This is a genomic window from Fusibacter bizertensis, assembly GCF_029914245.1.
GTDB lineage: Bacteria > Bacillota > Clostridia > Peptostreptococcales > Acidaminobacteraceae > Fusibacter_C > Fusibacter_C bizertensis.
Genome location: NZ_JARYZI010000003.1, coordinates 189324 through 208742, shown reverse-complemented (window position 1 = coordinate 208742; position 19419 = coordinate 189324). Strand labels below are relative to the sequence as shown.

The following is a 19419-nucleotide window of genomic DNA, read 5'->3' as shown; positions in this document are numbered from 1 at the left end:
ATGAAAATTATCGATCAATCTAATAGCTATTATAAAAGTAAAAAAACAAATGCTAAAAAGCAAAGTGAATCAAAACAGAAAACAGAGGAGGTAAGAATGTCTGATGTACTTATAAGTGGCGACTATGTCTCAAATGGCGAAAGAAAACTAAGAGTCTTAAAAGAATTAGGAGGAGGTGGACAAGGAAATGTCTATCTTGTAACCGACAACGGCGAGCAATTTGCATTAAAATGGTATAACAAGCAATCTTCAACTACTGAGCAGTACCATGCCATTGAGATGTTAGTTGAAAAAGGTGCACCAAGTGATAAATTTGTTTGGCCTTTAGCAATTGTAGAGGGTGAATCAAAAGATAATTTTGGCTATATCATGCCTGTTATTGATACGAAGCGGTATACTAAGCTATCTCATTACTTTAGTGGTGAGATAAAGTCGAAAAGATTTGAGCCAATTATAGATGCTTGCATCAGAATGGCACATGGTTTTTATGAGCTACATTTATCTGGACTGTGTTATCGCGATATTTCTTTTGGTAATCTCTTCGTTGATTTTGAAAATGGCGAAGTTAAGATTTGTGACAACGACAATGTCACTTTTGACAACTTGACAAGTTCTGAAGATATATGGGGAACACATGGTTTTATGGCACCTGAAGTTGTAAGAGGTGAAAAACCTCCTAGTTCACAAACAGATTTGTTTTCATTATCAGTTGTACTTTTTAGGATGTTACACTTGCAACACCCGCTTCAAGGTCAGAAAGAATACGACATTGAGATTGTAGACTATGATGCACTTGTAGATTTATATGGACATAATCCTATATTTATATATGATCCAATTGATGAAACCAACAGGCCAGTAAAAGGAAAAAAAGATATGGCCCAGGCTTACTGGCCATATTATCCAAATTTTATTAAAGAACGTTTTATTGAAGCTTTTACCAGTGGATTACACGATCCCAATCAACGGATCGTAGAAAGCATATGGGTAAAAGAGTTAGCGACACTACGCGCTTCGTTGATGTATTGTTATAACTGCGGGGAACAACTTTTTTATGATAAGACAAGATTAAGTTATGCAGACCACTGTCCAAAGTGTGGTAGCGTAGTTGACACCCTACCACCTCGTATGAAAATTGGAGATAAAATTGTGATGCTTAACCATGACACAGTCTTATACAATAGCCAGATTAGCAATCTAGACCCGATGGATTATGAGAAACCATATCTTAAAGTTGAGGTTCATCCGAGACATCCAGAAGTGTGGGGAATAAGAAATTTATCAGATGATGTTTGGCGATATGAATTAAACGACGAATCTATCAAAGAAGTTTTTAAAGAGGGTATAATCCCTATTAAAGATGGGCTTGAAATATATTTCGGAAATCAAATAGGACAACTTAAAACGGGTACAAAACTCGCAATTAAAAAATAAGGAGGCAATAAAAATGGTTGAAAGAGATGGAAAAATGGGAAATAGAGATTTACACTTGTTCTTTTTAATAGACGCTTCAGATTCAATGAGTTATGGCGGTAAGGTGGAAACTTTAAATAATGCCATCAGAGAAGCGATTCCACATATAAGAGAAATTGCCAGAGAGGCAGAAGGTGCAATCAAAGTGCATGCTCTCTCTTTCTCTACAGGAGCAAGATGGGTGACTAAGAACGTAGATGTGAGAGATTTTACTTGGGACAATATCACGACTAAAGGCGTGACTGATATGGGCCGTGGGTTTGAATTACTTGCTGAGAAGCTTTCAAGTGATTTTCAAGGAGAAAGGGGTTATCAGCCAGTGATGATCTTATTGTCGGATGGTATGCCAACAGATGACTATGAAGCTGGGCTGAAAAAGCTTAAAGCAACTAAGTGGGGAAGCAAAGCTATTAGAATCTCGATTGCAATAGGATCAGAGACAGATATGGACGTACTCCAAGATTTTATAGGCGATAGTTTTAGAGGAGAGTTAAAACCTTTAAAAGCAAAAAATGCAGCTGAACTAAAAAATTATATTCGCTGGGCCTCAACAGCTGCATCAAATGCTTCCATTAACCCCACAAAAGGAATGTTACCTCCACCACCTACTGTAGAGAGTCAAGTTGAAGTTGAAGAGATTGATTGGTGATGATGATGCGTTTTATGAATTATGGTGCCAGTGTAACTGGCACCAAACACATAAAAATGAATAAAGTAAATCAAGATGCGTTTATATATAAAGATATTGATAGTGGTATCCAAATGATGGCGCTTAGTGATGGACACGGGGCGCCACAGCATATGTATAGCGATGAAGGCGCAAAGTATGCAGTAGAAGTTGCTCTTGATGCAATTGGAGGGTATTTCGAGTTTTGTCACGGGGACATCACATTATCTGAACTAAAATATGATTTTGAGGAGCGCTTATCAATTGAGATTCAGACAAGATGGTTAAACAAAATCATGCAAGATCCAAAGTTTGAAACACCAATCCAGTATGGATGTACCTTGCTTGTTGCTATAAGAACAAATGATTATCTTATTTTTTTACAAATAGGAGACGGAAAAATAGCAATGGTTTATGAAGATGGCGTTGTTTATTTTCCAATGCAAAGAGACTTAAGATATGAAGGTAATGTAACTGCATCATTGGTTCAAGAAAATGCTTGGCTAGAGATGAAAGTTAAAGTGTTACCCATAGAAAAAAGTTTGAATATGATTATTTTAGCTTCTGATGGTGTTGAAAATGCATATCCACATGGCTATTATGATGATGCAGACTTTTATCTTAATCTGGCAAAAGAGCAAGATCTAGCGAACAATCTTGTGTCGCACCTGCAAAAAGCAGCATATTTTTCAAAGGATGATACCACTGTTGTTATTTGGAAAAGTGTTGAAAATCAACTTTTGGAAATTGATCCTGAACAGCAAAACATTTGGATTGATGCGAGTCCAGAAGATTGGATCCCCCTTTCTAACTTGGTGACCAATGAGCTTCACAAAAGAATAGAAGTGGGTTTGAAATTGGTTGATTTTTTTGATGAACAACAGGATGTTCTACCTGCAGGTGCAACACTAAAAACTTTTTTGTATGATCAGAAAGAAAATAAATTTCAGTTTATACCCAATAGTGATATGGAAAAAATAGGTTTTGTCAGAATCAAAAAAATACTATCACTCGTAACAGGTGTCCAGATAGAATGTAACAATAGAGCCGATTTAAAGCGTACGCTCATTGAGCTTCAAAAAAAAATAAGATATGATCTAAAACAGAGCAAATTTCTAATCGATAAAAATGATGCCTTAATGCCAGTAGTTTCTCTTAGTGGTGCAAATGAAAAATTTGAAATTTTTTACAACTCTGAGATTAGACTGCATCAGATTATGCCAATTGTAAGCCAATATGATCCAATTATTGGTAAGATTGTTCAGCATCCTAAGCGGCAAGCTGTTTGGGGAATCGTCAATGAAACAGGTCATACCTGGGAAGTTTACAGTCAAAAGTATGAGTTAATTCCCCCTGGAAAAACAGTAACTTTAAGAAGCCAAATGACAGTGTTTATCAACGGCATACCAGTTCAGTTTTGTATTCATTACCAATAACTTGTGTTTTTTAGCCATTTTTGCTGAAAATACAAGTTTTTTTGTGTTTTTTTAAAAAAAAGTGATTATTATTATTGAATAACGGATATCTTGGTATATATATAAAAACCGACAGAATAAATAGTGTGCATAGGAGAGCTAATTATTAAATAAGTGGAAGGAGTGAAAAAATTGAGAGAGGAAATCGTGGAGCGTATATTGAGTGATTTTTTAATTTTGATACCGTTGCTTAACAAAAAACTACTCAGGGAGAATGAGCTATATAAACTAGATGATTTGTACCCATCACATGTTCAAATTCTTCTACTATTATCAAAAAACAAGCAATTAACGATGTCAGAGATCAGTAAAGAAATACACGTTATTAACTCAAATTTGACACCATTGGTGGATAAGTTAATTAAGCTTGGGTACTTAAAGAGACAACCATCAAAAAAAGATAGAAGAGTGGTGCATATTTCATTGACAGCAAGTGGAAAAAAACAAGTTGAAAAACACAAGGTTTATGCAGTAGGATTCTTGGAAGAACAGTTCGAAAAGTTAGATGAAGATAAACTAAAAGCTTTAGAAGCTCACTTAAATGGGATTAACGATATCTTGGAGATTCAACTTTAACAAACTTTTAATTTGTAAAAAATGGATATTGTGTGATACGATGAATTAGGATGAAGTTGTCCTAATTCTTTTTTTATGAGGTGGTACTATGCAAGACTTAAAATTGAAAAAATACGCAGAGTTATTAGTAAAAACAGGCATTAATCTAAAGAAAGATCAAATTTTAGTAGTACGTTCACCAATTGAATGTGCTGAGTTTGCACGCGAAATAGCTGAAATTGGTTTTGAAGCGGGTGCAAAAGATGTAGTGATCAGCTGGAGTGATGAAATTTATTCTAGAATAAGATATTTAAAAGCATCAGAAGAATTATTTGATGAGTTTCCATCTTGGCAAAAAGAATTTTACTTATCTTATGTAAGACAAGACGCTGCTTTTTTAAGCATATCAGCATCTGATCCGGAAAATTTTAAAGATGTAGATCCAGTTAGAATTCAAAAATTTTCGCGTGCTTTTAATGCCGAAGTGTCAGAATATAGAGATAGATTAATGAACAATGAAAACGTATGGTGTGTTGCATCAGTGCCAACGCCTGCGTGGGCAAAAAAAGTATTTCCTGATTTGAGCGAGTCTGAAGCAGTAGACAAACTTTGGGATGCAATTTACGCTTCAGTTAGGGTCAATGAAGAAGACCCTGTAGCAGCTTGGAACGAACATAAATTAGCGCTTAAAAAGCAAATGAATTATTTAAATCAAATGAATTTTAAATCTCTCCACTATACAAACGATTTAGGAACTGATTTGCATATAGAACTTCCAGAGGGCCATTTATGGCTTGGAGGATCTGACTTAACACCCGATGGACATGAGTTTATCGCCAACATGCCTACAGAAGAAGTCTTTACTGCGCCAAAACGAGATGGTGTTAACGGAAGAGTTGTTAGTTCAATGCCTCTTAATTTTAATGGTAGCCTAATTGATGGCTTTGAATTAACATTTAAAGATGGAAAAGTAGTTGATTTTAGCGCAAAAGTAGGATACGAACAGTTGAAGAGACTACTAGAAACGGATGAGGGTTCAAGTTATCTCGGTGAAGTAGCACTTGTTCAATATGATAGCCCGATTTCTAATATGGGGATACTATTTTATAATACACTATTTGATGAAAATGCATCGTGTCACTTGGCTTTAGGTAAAGCCTATCCTGTATGTTTAAAGGGTGGCGAGAATATGGATGCTGATAGTTTATCTGCGCACGGCATTAACAATTCTATGACACATGAAGACTTTATGGTAGGCACCCAAGATTTATCAATAGTTGGAATCACACAGACAGGTGAAAAAATTCAAATTTTTAAAGATGGTAATTTTGCTTTATAAAGTAAACAGTTGAGAGGTTTTAATGAAGCGTCTAAGAAAGTACTATCAAGATATTTATAAGTACGAAGAAGCAGACAAATCATATGTTATCAATGTGTCTTTAGATGCATATGAAGATGTTTATGATGAATGGGATGCTTCTCCATTTAAAAAAAGAGATATTGAAGATGAGTTTGATGACTTTATAAGAGATTCATCTTCTGATATACCTTTGAAATATGGTTTGTTTATTGATCTTTTTTTACCTCAAGGAGAATACAGCGAAAAAAAAGAAAAAATGCTAATTGAAGCATATGAAAACTTTTACCAATTTAAGTTTAGACGTGAATTGAAAATCAAACAAGGGTTACACCGTAAAGTAATTAACTACTTAGTTTTAGCAATCATATTTTTGTTTTTTGGCTATTTTTATAGCCCAAGTATGGAAAATATATTTTTAAAGATAGTAAAAGAAGGTATTTTTATAGGAGGCTGGGTATTTCTGTGGGAAGTTTTTACGTTGCTTTTTATAACGATTTTTGAGGAAAATAGGGAAGTTCGAATGATTAAGAGGCTTTTGTTAGCTCAACTGCGATTTATTTATAGGTAACTTAATATCTCTTATAGCTGGTTTTTAATAAAATTCTACCTGAGTTTTTTAAAAACCAGTTTTTTATTTACAGGAATTTCAAGGTATTTATGAGTTGGATTACATATTAAATATGAACATTTCGTAAAGCATGTGTTTTTTTATGTTTTTATGGTATATATGCAATATCAATATTATTAAAGGATGGGAAGTGCATAAAAGCCACCCAGAAGGTGAAACTATGAAAAAAACAATTATTGTCGCTGGCGCAGCAGGTGAAGGCATCAATACTGTTGAGCTATTTATCGAAAAAATACTCAAAAAATCAGGGTATGAAATATTTTCTTATAAAAATTACATGTCTCGCGTCAGAGGTGGATACAATTATTCTACCATTGTCGTGAGCGATGAGCGTGTATTCGCAACTGTAGAGGAAGCGGATATTTTTATCGCATTAAATCAAGAAGCACATAACAGTGCGCAGGTACAACTTGCTAAAGGTGGTTTGTTAATCACTGAAGAAGAAATTTCAGATCAAGCTAAAATAGAAAATGTCCTTAGTTTTACAAAAGAGAAGTTTCCAGAAGAAATTAAGGGGAAAAATGCTTTTTCTATGGCAGCAGTTGGGGTTGTATTAAAACATTTTGGTGTTGAAGCAGATTTGTTTGAAGATGTGAGCAATAAAAAATGGAAAGATGAAGTTAATCGCGAAAATCAAAAGGCGGTAGCTTGGGGATATGAGCAAATCAAATCGGAGTTAGTGCCAAAAGTAAATCACCAAAAGCGCATGCTCGTCGGTGGTAATCAAGCGGTAGCTTTAGGTGCTTTAAGTGCTGGTTTAAGTTTTTATTCTGCTTATCCAATGGCACCGTCAACTGGAATTATGACTTTTTTATCAACCTATGAAAAAGAGATGAACATTATTGTTGAACAAACAGAAGACGAAATAGCGGGAATTATGGCAGCAGTTGGTGCTTCTTCAAATGGCGTTAGAGCCATGACAGGTACTTCTGGTGGTGGCTTTGCACTTATGGTTGAGACTATAGGTTTTGCTGCAGTAAGTGAAACCCCTATCGTTATCTGCAATGTTCAAAGACCAGGTCCTGCAACTGGTTTGCCAACTAGAACTGAACAAGCAGATTTAGCTTTTGTTGTAACGGCTTCACAAGGAGAGTTTTCGAGAATTGTATTAGCACCATTAACGGTAGAAGATGCTTTCTATGTTACACATAGGGCATTTAATCTTGCAGATAAATATCAAGTACCTGTAATTATATTAACAGATCAACTTTTAGCGGATTCAACACAAAGTATTCCAAGTTTCGAAACTAAGGATTTAACGATTGACCGTTATCTTAAGACCGAGATAGAAGCAGATTATAAGCGATATGATTTTGATAACGTATTTGGAAATCGAAAATATCCTGGTATAGATGCTGAGACACTTGTTATGACAGATTCTCATGTTCATGATCCTTATGGACATGTTACTGAGGAAGAAACTGCAACGATTGCACTCAAACAAAAATTTCTAAAAAGAACAGAGGCAATCAAAGCAGAAAGTAAAGCCCCTCTTTTTAAGGGCGTAGAGGATTATAAAACATTATTTATTACTTGGGGGTCAACTTATGGTGCACTGAGTGAAGCTGTTGATGCGCTGATTCTCAAAGGCGAAAAAGTTGCACTTTTGGCATTTTCAGATGTATTTCCAATTAAGAAAGATGTTTTAACGCCTTATATTAAATCAGATACTATGATCATCAATGTTGAGGGAAATGCAATGAATCAATTTGGGATGCTACTGAGAATGGAAACTGGTGTTATGTTTAACCAATCTATTAACAAGTATGATGGGCGCCCATTTACTGCAAAATTTATAGAATTAGAATATGAGGTGATCAAAAATGGTCAACGTTAATTTAAATGTCGTAAAAAATGAAAATCCATTTGTAACAAACAATCCAACAAGCTGGTGTCCAGGGTGTGGTAACTTTAGTATCTTAGATAGCATCAATCAAGTTTTACATGATGGGGGGTTAACTCCACAACAAGTATTGATGGTCTCTGGTATTGGACAAGCTGCCAAATTGCCGCATTATATTAATGCGCATGGCTTAAATACTTTGCATGGTAGAGCAGTGCCTGCAGCTATGGGAGCGCAAGCTGCAAATAATAGCTTTAAAATGATTATTACTTCTGGAGATGGTGACACTTACGGTGAAGGTGGTAACCATTTTATGCACAATATCAGAAGAAATTTAGATTTAGTACACATAGTCCATGACAATCAAGTTTATGGCTTAACAAAAGGACAGGGATCACCAACTACTGCTCTTGGTCAGAAGACAAGGCTACAATTTGATGGTATGAGACATGAACCACTTAATCCTGTTGCACTTGCAATCTCTCTCGGATGTAGTTTTGTCGCAAGAAGTTTCTCAGGTAATCCTAAACATCTTCAAGAAATGATAAAAGCTGCAATGCAACATAAGGGTTATGCCCTTATAGATGTAATGCAGCCATGTGTTTCATTTAATCATGTAAATACTTTTAAATGGTACAAAGATAGGGTATTCAACATTCCAGAGTCTCACGATCCAAGAGATAAAACAAAAGCGTTTGAACTCGCACAAACATTTGGTGATGAAGGTATACCAATTGGAATTCTTTATACCAGTGATAAACCTACTTTTATGGATCAATGTCCTCATATCACTAAACCACTGGTTTCATATGAGAGAACGCCACATGATGTGGATTGGTTAGTAAATCGCATGTCAGAGTAGTTGCAAATCAAAAAAACAAAGCAAATAACGGGGGCACAAGTATGATTGTTAGAAGACCAGCAAGTCCGATAGCAGTACTGCTTAGTGCCCCTTCTGTTTCACCAAGTTCAATTGCTTTAGATGTACCAACGCCATGCGAAGAGGTACCAATGCCTACACCAACAGCGATTTTGTCAAAACTAGGAAACCATTTAACAAATAGCGGTGCGACGAGTGCGCCAACAATTCCAGTGATGATTACCATAACTACTGTAATCACTGGATTTCCGCCATTGATTTCTACAAGTGATAATGCCATAGGTGTCGTAATGGATTTTGGCACTAACGAACGCATCATCATTTCATCTAGTCCAAGCCATTTACTTAAAAATATTATTGTAAAAAATGATGTGAGAACACCGCTGGTAATCCCCACTAATAGGCTGATAAAGTTAGTTCTTATGATATGTCTTTGTCTATAAAGCATCATACCTAAGGCAACTGTTAATGGGCCAAGAAAATAGTGGATCCCATCGCCTCCGATTTTATAGTGTTCATAAGGGATATCAAAAATAATTAGAAAGGCGACGATAAATATAACTGCTATAAGAATTGGATTGGCAAGGACACTTTTTGTTTTGTTTTTTACAAAGCCCCCCAGTGCATAACCTAAGATACTGATGAGTATCCCAAATGCCGGTGTTTCTGTTATATTGAGCAACATATTTAGACCCTCTTTTTCTTTCTTTTAATGAGTGCGTGAGTAACCCACATGGTCACAAACATTGTAACGATAGTGGAAACGATAGCGATGGCGATGACTTTAAACATGATGTTTGCAGTCATTCCTGAAATTGCAAGGATACCAACACTTGCAGGAACAAAAAAGAATGAAATGTTATTGAGAAGTAAATCGCTGATTTCTTTAACTTGTTGTTCTTTTATAACACCTGTTGTAAGAGCGATGGCAAACAAGACCATCCCCATAATTGCACTTGGAATCTGAACAAAAGATGAAATCAATCGACTTAGCAAATCTCCTGTAATCCAAAATCCCATTATAATACCGAGTTGATTAATAATTTTCATTTTAAAACCTCTTCTTTTTTGATGGTTTTACATTAAACTAGTTTTTATCATAAATGAAACTGATTATTTGTGCAAGAGATTACATAAAAAAAGTGGATACTCTTTTTAGAGTATCCACTTTTTAAGACTATTTTTTTAGATAAGTTTTAGGAGCAAAGTGTTGCTTCTGTTGATGAATTTTGTCATCGCTTCACTAGACAGTGGTGCATGGCTGATCATTGCAAGATCATATAACTGTTCGCAAATTAATGATTTTGTTGATGCTTCAATTTTATCATTTTCAATGAGATGCTTAACTAAAGAATGCTTTGTGTTAAGAATCAATGTCGTTTCTGTCTTAAACATATTTGGATCAAGTCCATTCATGCCATACATACGCATCATATCTTGCATTCTTCTTGATTCTTCAGAAAGTACGATCATAGCGGACAAAGATTCAGACTTCATTGGCTCAAGCTTCATTTTTAAGTTTTCTTGTCCAAGTGCTTTGACAAACATCTCTTGTAATTTCTCAGTCGCTTCTTTTTTCTCTTCTTCATTCATTGTTTCTGCTTCTACTAGGTGTTCATTAATATCAGCATCTATACGGACAAAAGAAACACCTTCTTTTTTTGACTCAATCATAGACATAAATGCAGAATCAATACCATGCGAGAGTATAACTGCATCGAGGTCATGATCTTTAAAAAGTTTGATATACTGTGCTTGTTGAAGTACGTCAGACACATAAAATACCTTGTTTTCATGCTTATCGGCTGCAGCAGCGAGATATTCGTCAAGTGTAACATATTGATCGTCTAGATTCTTGTAAAGGTAAATGTTTTCTACAGTTTCAAAGAATTTTTCATCTTTTAACCCACCAAATTTAATGAAAGGACTGATATCATCCCAGAAGTTTTGGAAAGTTTCACGTTCAGTTTTAAATAGACCAGTAATTTTGTCAGCAACTTTTTTACTAATGTAATTAGAAATTTTTCTTACAAAGCCATCATTTTGAAGAAAACTTCTTGAAACATTCAAGGGAAGATCTGGACAATCAATGACACCTTTAAGTAAAAGTAAAAACTCTGGTATCACTTCTTTGATATTATCTGCAATGAAAACCTGTGAATTGTATAGTTTAATTTGACCTTCAATAGTATCAAACTCTGTATTTAATTTTGGGAAGTATAAGATCCCCTTTAAATTAAATGGATAATCCATATTGAGATGAATCCAAAATAAAGGTTCTTTATAATCCTTAAATGTGCTTTTATAGAATTCTTTGTATTCTTCGTCAGTACACTCTGATGGAGATTTTACATACAAAGGTGTCGTAGTATTAAGTGGTTTAGGTTCTTCGATGATAACGTTGCCTTCGTCGTCTTTAGACGGTTCTTTACCTACGACAGTTAAATAGATTTCATAAGGCATAAATGAACAATATTTTTGAATGGTACTTCTAAGTGTATATTCGTTAAGAAATTCTTTTCCATCATCACTGATATGGAGTGTGATTTCAGTTCCTCTTGTCTGTCTATGTCCTTTTTCAAGTTCAAACTCCGTACCACCATCACATCTCCATATAGCAGGTTCAGCATTTTTTTGATGAGATAGAGTATGGATTTCAACGGTTTCAGCCACCATAAATGAAGAATAGAAACCTAAACCAAAATGTCCAATAATTTGTTCTTTATCGGATTTATCTTTATATTGAGCAAGAAAATCCTCTGCTCCTGAAAAAGCGATTTGGTTGATGTATTTTTTGATTTCTTCATCCGTCATACCGATACCGTTATCGCTAAATGTAATGGTTTTAGCTTGCTCATCCAAAACGACATCAATTTGGAATTTTGTGTTTTCATCAATAGTCGCTTCATTCATCATGCTAAGTTGCTTTAACTTTGTGATTGCATCGCTTGCATTTGAGATGAGTTCTCTAGCAAAAATATCATGATCAGAATACAACCATTTTTTTATGATAGGGAAAATATTTTCGCTATGGATAGATAAGTTACCTTTTTCAATTGACATATGCTCACTCCTTTATAGTATTAATTATTATGAACTTGATTAATTGTACTTACAAAAATATGATAATTCTGGGGTGACAAAAAGTCAAGGATAAATTAGCACTCAACGCAAAAGAGTGCTAACAAATGCTGTTTTCATTTATTTTTTATAGAAAGAATGATATAATTGTTATGGTATAAATAATTTGGGCATATATATTAATGAGTAATGCTAAGTTAGTAAAATATCATATTTTGAAAGGGGAAACAACATGAGAGTAAGAGCAATCATGACACCTGCTAAAGAATTAAAAGTTCTTCAACCAACTGATTCTGCCAAAGATGCGATTCAACTTATTGAAGATAATGGATTTCTGTCATTACCAGTTGTGGAGAACAAAATATTCGTTGGATTTTTGTCGAAACAATTTATCTATGACACCTTTTTCAAATCAGGAAACAATGATATCCAAACATTTTTAGAAAAACCAGTGGGCGAATTTTTATTTAATAAAGTTGATGCAGTGACACCAGATTTACTCATCGAAGAAGCAGCAGATATATTTTTCAAAAACAAGAGAAGATTTATCCCCGTTGTAGGTGATCAGAATGAGTTCTTGGGCATTGTTACTCAAAACTCATTGTTTGGCATTTTGACTAAAATTTATGGATTACACGACCCTAAAATCTCTATACTCACTGACGATTTCAAGGGTGTTTTAACTAAAATCGCAGAAACAATCTCTAAAAATGATGGCAACATCACCAATATTGCGCTACTTGACACTGAAGTTATGGGAATTCAAGAAATTTCTATTAGGCTAGAAGGAAAAGATATTGATAGGATTGTAAAAAAACTTGAAGAAAAAGGTTTTAAAGTAAGGGAATTTGTAAAGTAAAATAAAATGGACACTTTAGAGGCAGTCGTAACAATCGTATACGTTTCTAGATCTTGTATCTAAGAGCGTACAAGTTATGACGCCTTTTTTTTAGTTGTGAGCAGGAGGCGTTATGAAAGCGAAAATTTTATGTAGTGCATGCCTTACATTTTGTAATTGTAGATACGATGGCAGTGTAATTAACAACAAATTGATAGATGCATTAAAACCTTATGTGGATTTCGAGATGGTTTGTCCTGAGATGGCAATTGGTTTACCCTCTCCAAGAGAGACCATAAGAATCGTTACCACTAAAGGTGAAAAGCAATTGATGAGTTCTTACGCTGGTATAGATTACACTGAGAAAATGAATGAATTTGTTGATAATTATATCGAAAAACTTGATGTTACTAATTATGATGGCGTTATCTTAAAGTGCAAATCACCAACTTGTGGTATAAAAGATGTCAAACATTATGGATCTGTTGGCAAGACGCCTATGCTTCAAACAAAAACCAGTGGTTTTTTTGGAGGTGCTTTAAAAAGTCAGTTTAAAAGTCTTGTAATTGAAGATGAAGGTAGATTGAATAATATAGACATTAGAAATCATTTTTTAACCAGTGTTTTTTTACACTATACATTGAGAAATGTATCTAAAAAACCATCTCTGTTAGCCGGCTTGGTTAAGTTTCATAGTCAAAACAAGTACTTGTTAATGGCCTATAATCAAAATGCACTGAAAAAACTAGGTAAAATCGTGGCAAATCATGATCACTTAAAAGATGAAGAGGTATACTTAGCATATGTAGAAGAAATGAGTTCAATTTATAAATCTTCACTTAATCCAGGAAAAAATATCAATATGTTATTGCATGTCTACGGCTATTTTAAAAATGATCTAAATGAAGATGAAAAACAATTTTTTCTTAAACAATTAGAATACTATAAAGAAGGTTTTGTTGGATTTGATTCCATATTGTTACTATTGAAATCATGGGTTATAAGATTTGAAAATGCATACTTAATGGAGCAGACTGTTTTCAATACGTTTCCACTTGAGCTTACAGCAGGAAATGACTAAATAAAAAAATAGGACTTTTGGCTTATTTTTTAGAAACGACGTAGCTATTTTGACTCATTGATGTATAATTAAAAATAGCGTGTTATCTGAAAATGAGGTGAATTTGTGACTAAGTTTTTAAAGCCATACATCATACTATTGTCTTTATTTGCAGCTGCTTTAGTGTATAGTAGTGCAATGGGGGCAACTGAATTTACAAGTCCTAGTTTTCTGGTCTTATTAGCTGCACTGATTTATTCTGAAGTAGGCTATATTAGCTATGGTGGTTCGTATAAAGCGACATTGACGATGCCACTAGTTACATATGGCATGTGGTCTCACAATGCTATTAGTATTTATTTGGCAATAATAATTTATAATTTTGCCTATCGATTGCTTGTAAAATTTAAAGAAAAAAATGAAGAACAGCTCATAAATTTAAAATATGTATTCAATACAGCATTGCAAATTATAATGGCATTTTTTACTTTAAAACTAAGCCTTCTATTTCATTTTGATGCAAATTTGAAATCTTTAGTTTTGCTTTGGACAATGAATTTTATTTTAATAATTTCTAATAGTTTAGCAACGACAGCAGTAGTTTATTTTTCAGGTGCAAAAACAGCTTTTAAAGAGTTCAAGCCTTTATCATATCTTCATCTTGTGCATTATTATACTTTGATCACTGCGACCGTTTACTTGTTTTCAGTAGCATATGGATTAGAAGGCTTGCTACTCGGTCTGGTACTTGTGCTTTTTACACAGACGACTACATTATCTAGAAGTAGTTCAAAGGCAATCAATGATAGATTGATTTTAGATAAACTAACCGGTGCATATAATAGAGCTTATATGGAAGAAGTGATTTCTGGAAATATAAATAAGAAAAAGCCTTTTACTTTAACTTTTATTGATTTAGATGATTTTAAAAGTGTGAATGATGCATATGGTCATATCATTGGTGATAATTTGCTAGTAGATTTTGCCGCAATTATTAAATCGATGATGGGAAAAGATGAAATGCTATTTAGGTATGGAGGAGATGAATTTTGTGTTTGCTCACCGGGTTCAAATTCCATTAAGCAGATGAAAAAAAATGTTGATGAACTCGTATTTGTCTTTAAGATAGAATCTCAAGAGACGATGATCCAATATCATATTTCTTCAGGAGAATACTACTATACTGGTAAGGATGAATTGTCATTTCAAGATGTTATCACATATGTTGACCAACATATGTACCGTAAGAAAAAAAATAAACAAAGTAAACAAATCGTATAATGCGATTTAAACGTAAAAGAAAGGAGCAGTTCATATCTAATTAGATTTGAACTGCTCCTTTCGCTATTTAGTTATAGTATTTCATTGACTGTAAATCGGTGTGAATTAATAATTCAACGATTCAATAAATTTCTAGGCGCAAAATAACCAGCTGTAAAATATACGGCTAAGATGATACTAACACTGGTTAACCACTTTGACACAAAAGTTATGAAGAACTCAAGTGGCATAAGCATAATAAGGCGGTCTGTCTTTGGGTCTAATAGCCATAAATCATTTGTAAAGAAGATTTCATGAAATTTTCTAAAAGCCCAATCAAAATCAATAAAGTAAAGAGAAATTAAACCACATAAAGCTACGATAGTCATAAAGAATGCATACTTAAAGGGTCTAAACAAATCTTTTATCAAATGAGTGGCATTATCTCTACCATTCCACCAAAGCAAAATGATACAGAGTAGCATAAGGATATTCATCCAGACTAAAAAGCTTCTAGCCGCCTTAACAAGAACCTGAATATCATGTAAATGCTGTATTTCTTTGTCGTTATAAAATTGAACCTCATTTCCGTTAACTGATTCTTTTAATGTGATGTCTCCACTGCCATTATCAATATAAGAAACCAAAGCTTGTGTTATACGATTTAAAGCAGCATCGTCAATTCCAATTTGTTCATGTACTTTTAGCTCGCTGAAAAGTTTATAATAATAACCTTCATCAAAAGCAAGAAATTGAAACGGCAATAAAAAAGCATCTAACATAAGGACTATGCCTATAATAACAATTAGTGTGGTCTTAAATATCTTCATAATTCCCTCCACATATGTGATAGTTAGATTATAACGGATACATCACTTAAAGTATAGTCATAATGCGTATTTTCAACGCTTTATCGCCTTGATGTATCGTTCCTTTAGTGGTAAAATATAGTAATTAAGCGGATTCTGGAGGTCATATGATTCGAATTCTTTATGGAAAAGCCAAAAGTGGTAAAACGCATCATATTTACAATGAAATCGCAAACGCACACCAAAAAAAACAAAAAATAATATTGATTGTTCCTGAGCAGTTTACATTAGAAGCAGAAAAGCAACTTATAATGCATATGCAAAGTGAAGGTTTTATTGGTATAGAGATTGTAAGTTTTAAAAGAATAACACATAAAATCATACAAGAAGTTGGTCGGCCCAAAGGGATCGCAATTGACGACGTTGGGAAACTAATGTTATTACGACGCATCTTTATTAAAAATCAAAACCAGTTGGTGCTTTACAAACAAGCTAATACAAAAATGGGTTTTTTGACGAAATTTCACGATTTAATCAAAGAGTTAAAGCAAAATAGAGTAACACCAGAACTTTTGCAAGAAACGACTAAAGGTTTTGAAGAATATCCAATTTTAAAAAACAAATTAGAAGATATAAGGGTTATATATCAAGCATATGAAGCTCTTAAGTCTGATCAATATCAAGATGAAGAGGATTTTTTTGAATTTGCACTTGAACATATTGAGCAATCCGATCTGCTTAGAGATGCTGAGGTGTGGATTGATGGTTTTGATAGCTTTACGCAGCAAGAGTTTGAACTTATGGAACGTATGAGTTTTGTTTGTAACAATATTACACTATCATTATGTTCTGACGGTGATATGTCCTCACAAGTTTTTAGGCATACCAATTATGCCTTCTCGAAATTTGTGGCAATTGCGGAAAGAAGCAAAGTAGCACTTCAAACAGTTTTGTGTGAAAGAAAACCGGCCTCAGTGGCAATTAATCATATTGCAGAAAATATCCAAGCATACCCTTATAAAAAACTTGAAGGCAAAGTTGATAATATTCAAATTTTTGCAGCTGAGAATCAGATGTCAGAAGTAGAGTTTTGTGGCGCCCAGATATTAGAATTATTACGTACGGGTCAGTACCAATGGAAGGATATTGCCGTTATATCAAATGACATTGAGGGGTATAAAACTAATATTAAGCGCATTTTCGATGAAATGGACCTGCCATATTTTATCGATGATAAAGTCAATGTTTCAAGTAATCCACTTATCCATACAATTAAGGCCTATGTAAAATTGTTCGCTGAGGGGGTAAAGCCTGAAACTTTAATTGCTTTCGTAAAACCTGGATTTATTTCAAATGATAATTTGCTATCAGCCGATTTTGAACTTTATCTCACTGCGAAAGGGATGAATTTGTCTAAACTTCAAAATCAAATAATGGATGACGAGGATCAAGTTCTGTTAATTGACCAAATTAGAGAACGTATTTTTAATGTTATTTACCCGGAGCTAAGGCATCAAAAAGTTAGAGTGCGCACAGTTGTAGAGAAAATTTATATGATGTTATGTGCATTTGAAATTCCAGAGAAAATTGAACAATTTATTTCAAAATTCACATCGGATAGAAAAATAAATGAAGCGCAGCAATTTACACAGATTTGGAACAAGACCATGGATCTATTTGATCAACTTATTGAACTCATGGGAGATGAAGTTGTCATTTGGGATGATCTCTATGAGATGCTTGAAGCTGGATTTGATGCTATAGAAGTAGGGATACTCCCACTAGAAGAAAATCAAGTGTTGGTAGGTTCCTTAGACCGATCAAGATCACATCCAATTAAAGTGATGTTCTTCCTAGGATTTAATGATGGTATAATCCCTGAACTTGCAAATGATCAACAGTTATTACTAGACGCTGAAAAGGCACTCTTTAACGAAAAGGGTGTTAAGATCGTAGCTGATAGTATTATTTTTGCAGATAAAGAGATTTTCAATATATATTTTGGATTAACAAGGCCAATGGATCGGATCACATTTAGTTATGCAAGGGCCAATGCAGAGGGTAATGCACTTAGGCCGTCTTATCTCATCACAAAGTTGTTAAAGATTACAACCAATCTTAAAGTGATTGATGAACGCGTTATGAATGTTGATGTTCCGTATACCATTTCTGGAAAAAAAGCAACGCTTAAGCATTTGTCGATGTCATTACGCCGACAGTTAGATGGATATCCAGTTGATTCAATTTGGTCAAGTGTTTTTCTATGGTATTGTTCAAATGAGAATAGATATGCTCAGTTAATTGTAGAAGGTCTTGCACACTCCAATGCCGTGTCACAGTTAAGCCGCGAGATGGTTGAAAGAGTATATGATTTACCTATTAAATCAAGTGTTTCAAAACTTGAAGAGTTTGTTCAATGTCCTTTCAAATATTTTGTTGATGCAGGCCTTAAACCAATAGAAAACAGACGATTTGAATTAGGGGCACCTGATATTGGTGTTTTATTTCATAGTGCACTTGAAAAATTTGGTAAGGAAATTTTTGCAAAGCATCTGGATTGGCAAACGCTATTGCAGCCTGAAGTCAATGAGTTGATGACCAATATTATAGATGATATGACAAACTATGAAATTTATCATTCTAGATTTCAATATCAATACCTGATTCAGAAGTTAAAACGCGTCTCTCGAAAAGCTGGCTGGTTATTGACCCAACAACTGCAAAGTGGTTTATTTGAGCCAACAGCTTTTGAAGTTGCATTTGGCAATCGCGCTGGGGCTGTACCACCGATAGTAGTCCAGCTACAAAATAATGAAACGTTGTTAATACAAGGTGTAATCGACCGAGTTGATAAAGTTACTATAGATGATGAACACTATATAAAGATTATTGATTATAAATCTGGTAGGAAAGCACTATCGCTTTCTGATATTTATAATGGTCTACAAATGCAACTTATGGTTTATCTAAAAGCATGCCTTGATAACCCACAGTATTTTTCAGCTGAACAAGTTTTGCCAGCAGGTGCATTCTATTTTAGAATAGATGATCCCATGATTGAAAGTACTGAACAAGTTGCAGAGCGCATTGCTGAGAAGATTGCTTCAGAGCTTAAGATGGATGGATTTTCACTTGAGAGTGCTAAAGTTTTGAAATCACTGGATACTGAACTCTATGAAAAAAACCATTCTAATGTGATCCAAGTGAAATTAAAAGTGGATGGTGATTTTACAAAAGATTCAAAAGTGATGCCACTAGAAGCATTTGAAGGAATGCTTGAGCATGTCAATGAAACCATTAGCACAATAGGGGCGGAGTTGTTAGATGGCAAAATAGATATCTCTCCGTGCAAATCTGATGGTTTTGTAAGTTGTCAATACTGCGATTTCAAGGCGATTTGTCAGTTTGATAAGCGGTTTGAAGGAAACAAATATAGAAATTTCAAATCGTATTCGCATGTAGAGATTATAGAAAGGTTCAAGGGATAATC

Annotated in this window: 16 protein-coding genes; 12 read left to right on the top strand and 4 right to left on the bottom strand. The window is 34.2% G+C overall.

Annotated elements, in window-relative coordinates; genetic code table 11:
- From QE109_RS06170 to QE109_RS06135, 8 genes are all read left to right on the top strand, one after another.
- Positions 1–1434, top strand: coding sequence for a protein kinase domain-containing protein (locus QE109_RS06170; RefSeq protein ID WP_281093544.1), 1434 nt, complete (start codon positions 1–3; stop codon positions 1432–1434).
- A gap of 13 nt (positions 1435–1447) precedes the next feature.
- Positions 1448–2122: a vWA domain-containing protein gene (locus QE109_RS06165; RefSeq protein ID WP_281093542.1), complete on the top strand. Its 675-nt coding sequence runs from the start codon at positions 1448–1450 to the stop codon at positions 2120–2122.
- 5 nt (positions 2123–2127) lie between these two features.
- Complete coding sequence (locus QE109_RS06160) at positions 2128–3576, top strand: PP2C family serine/threonine-protein phosphatase (RefSeq protein ID WP_281093541.1); 1449 nt, start codon at positions 2128–2130, stop codon at positions 3574–3576.
- A 162-nt stretch (positions 3577–3738) separates the two neighbouring features.
- Entirely contained in the window at positions 3739–4191 is a 453-nt protein-coding gene (locus tag QE109_RS06155; protein WP_281093540.1) for a MarR family winged helix-turn-helix transcriptional regulator, read from the top strand.
- An 88-nt stretch (positions 4192–4279) separates the two neighbouring features.
- Positions 4280–5509, top strand: a complete 1230-nt coding sequence (locus QE109_RS06150) for an aminopeptidase (protein ID WP_281093539.1) — start codon at positions 4280–4282, stop codon at positions 5507–5509.
- 22 nt (positions 5510–5531) lie between these two features.
- Entirely contained in the window at positions 5532–6098 is a 567-nt protein-coding gene (locus tag QE109_RS06145; RefSeq protein ID WP_281093538.1) for a hypothetical protein, read from the top strand.
- Positions 6099–6318: 220 nt separating this feature from the next.
- Entirely contained in the window at positions 6319–7995 is a 1677-nt protein-coding gene (locus tag QE109_RS06140) for a 2-oxoacid:acceptor oxidoreductase subunit alpha (protein WP_281093537.1), read from the top strand.
- Positions 7982–8863 (top strand): thiamine pyrophosphate-dependent enzyme, encoded by an 882-nt coding sequence (locus tag QE109_RS06135; protein WP_281093536.1) that lies wholly within the window; start codon positions 7982–7984, stop codon positions 8861–8863. The genes QE109_RS06140 and QE109_RS06135 overlap by 14 nt, the downstream gene beginning before the upstream one ends.
- A gap of 7 nt (positions 8864–8870) precedes the next feature.
- Here QE109_RS06135 and QE109_RS06130 read toward each other — a convergent pair whose 3' ends face one another.
- From QE109_RS06130 to htpG, 3 genes are all read right to left on the bottom strand, one after another.
- Positions 8871–9566: an LrgB family protein gene (locus QE109_RS06130; protein ID WP_281093535.1), complete on the bottom strand. Its 696-nt coding sequence runs from the start codon at positions 9564–9566 to the stop codon at positions 8871–8873.
- Positions 9567–9568: 2 nt separating this feature from the next.
- Positions 9569–9931, bottom strand: coding sequence for a CidA/LrgA family protein (locus tag QE109_RS06125; protein WP_281093534.1), 363 nt, complete (start codon positions 9929–9931; stop codon positions 9569–9571).
- Positions 9932–10066: 135 nt separating this feature from the next.
- Complete coding sequence (gene htpG, locus QE109_RS06120; RefSeq protein WP_281093533.1) at positions 10067–11944, bottom strand: molecular chaperone HtpG; 1878 nt, start codon at positions 11942–11944, stop codon at positions 10067–10069.
- A 250-nt stretch (positions 11945–12194) separates the two neighbouring features.
- Here htpG and QE109_RS06115 point away from each other — a divergent pair, with 250 nt between their 5' ends.
- The 3 genes from QE109_RS06115 (at position 12195) to QE109_RS06105 (ending at position 15141) form a co-directional block, all read left to right on the top strand.
- The gene (locus QE109_RS06115; RefSeq protein WP_281093532.1) at positions 12195–12821 is read left to right on the top strand and encodes a CBS domain-containing protein; all 627 of its coding nucleotides are present in this window, start codon (positions 12195–12197) and stop codon (positions 12819–12821) included.
- 112 nt (positions 12822–12933) lie between these two features.
- The gene (locus QE109_RS06110; protein ID WP_281093531.1) at positions 12934–13881 is read left to right on the top strand and encodes a YbgA family protein; all 948 of its coding nucleotides are present in this window, start codon (positions 12934–12936) and stop codon (positions 13879–13881) included.
- Positions 13882–13986: 105 nt separating this feature from the next.
- Complete coding sequence (locus QE109_RS06105; protein ID WP_281093530.1) at positions 13987–15141, top strand: GGDEF domain-containing protein; 1155 nt, start codon at positions 13987–13989, stop codon at positions 15139–15141.
- Positions 15142–15254: 113 nt separating this feature from the next.
- Here QE109_RS06105 and QE109_RS06100 read toward each other — a convergent pair whose 3' ends face one another.
- Positions 15255–15950: a TIGR01906 family membrane protein gene (locus QE109_RS06100; protein ID WP_281093529.1), complete on the bottom strand. Its 696-nt coding sequence runs from the start codon at positions 15948–15950 to the stop codon at positions 15255–15257.
- Positions 15951–16096: 146 nt separating this feature from the next.
- Here QE109_RS06100 and QE109_RS06095 point away from each other — a divergent pair, with 146 nt between their 5' ends.
- Positions 16097–19417, top strand: coding sequence for a PD-(D/E)XK nuclease family protein (locus QE109_RS06095; RefSeq protein ID WP_281093528.1), 3321 nt, complete (start codon positions 16097–16099; stop codon positions 19415–19417).
- Positions 19418–19419 lie beyond the last annotated feature (2 nt).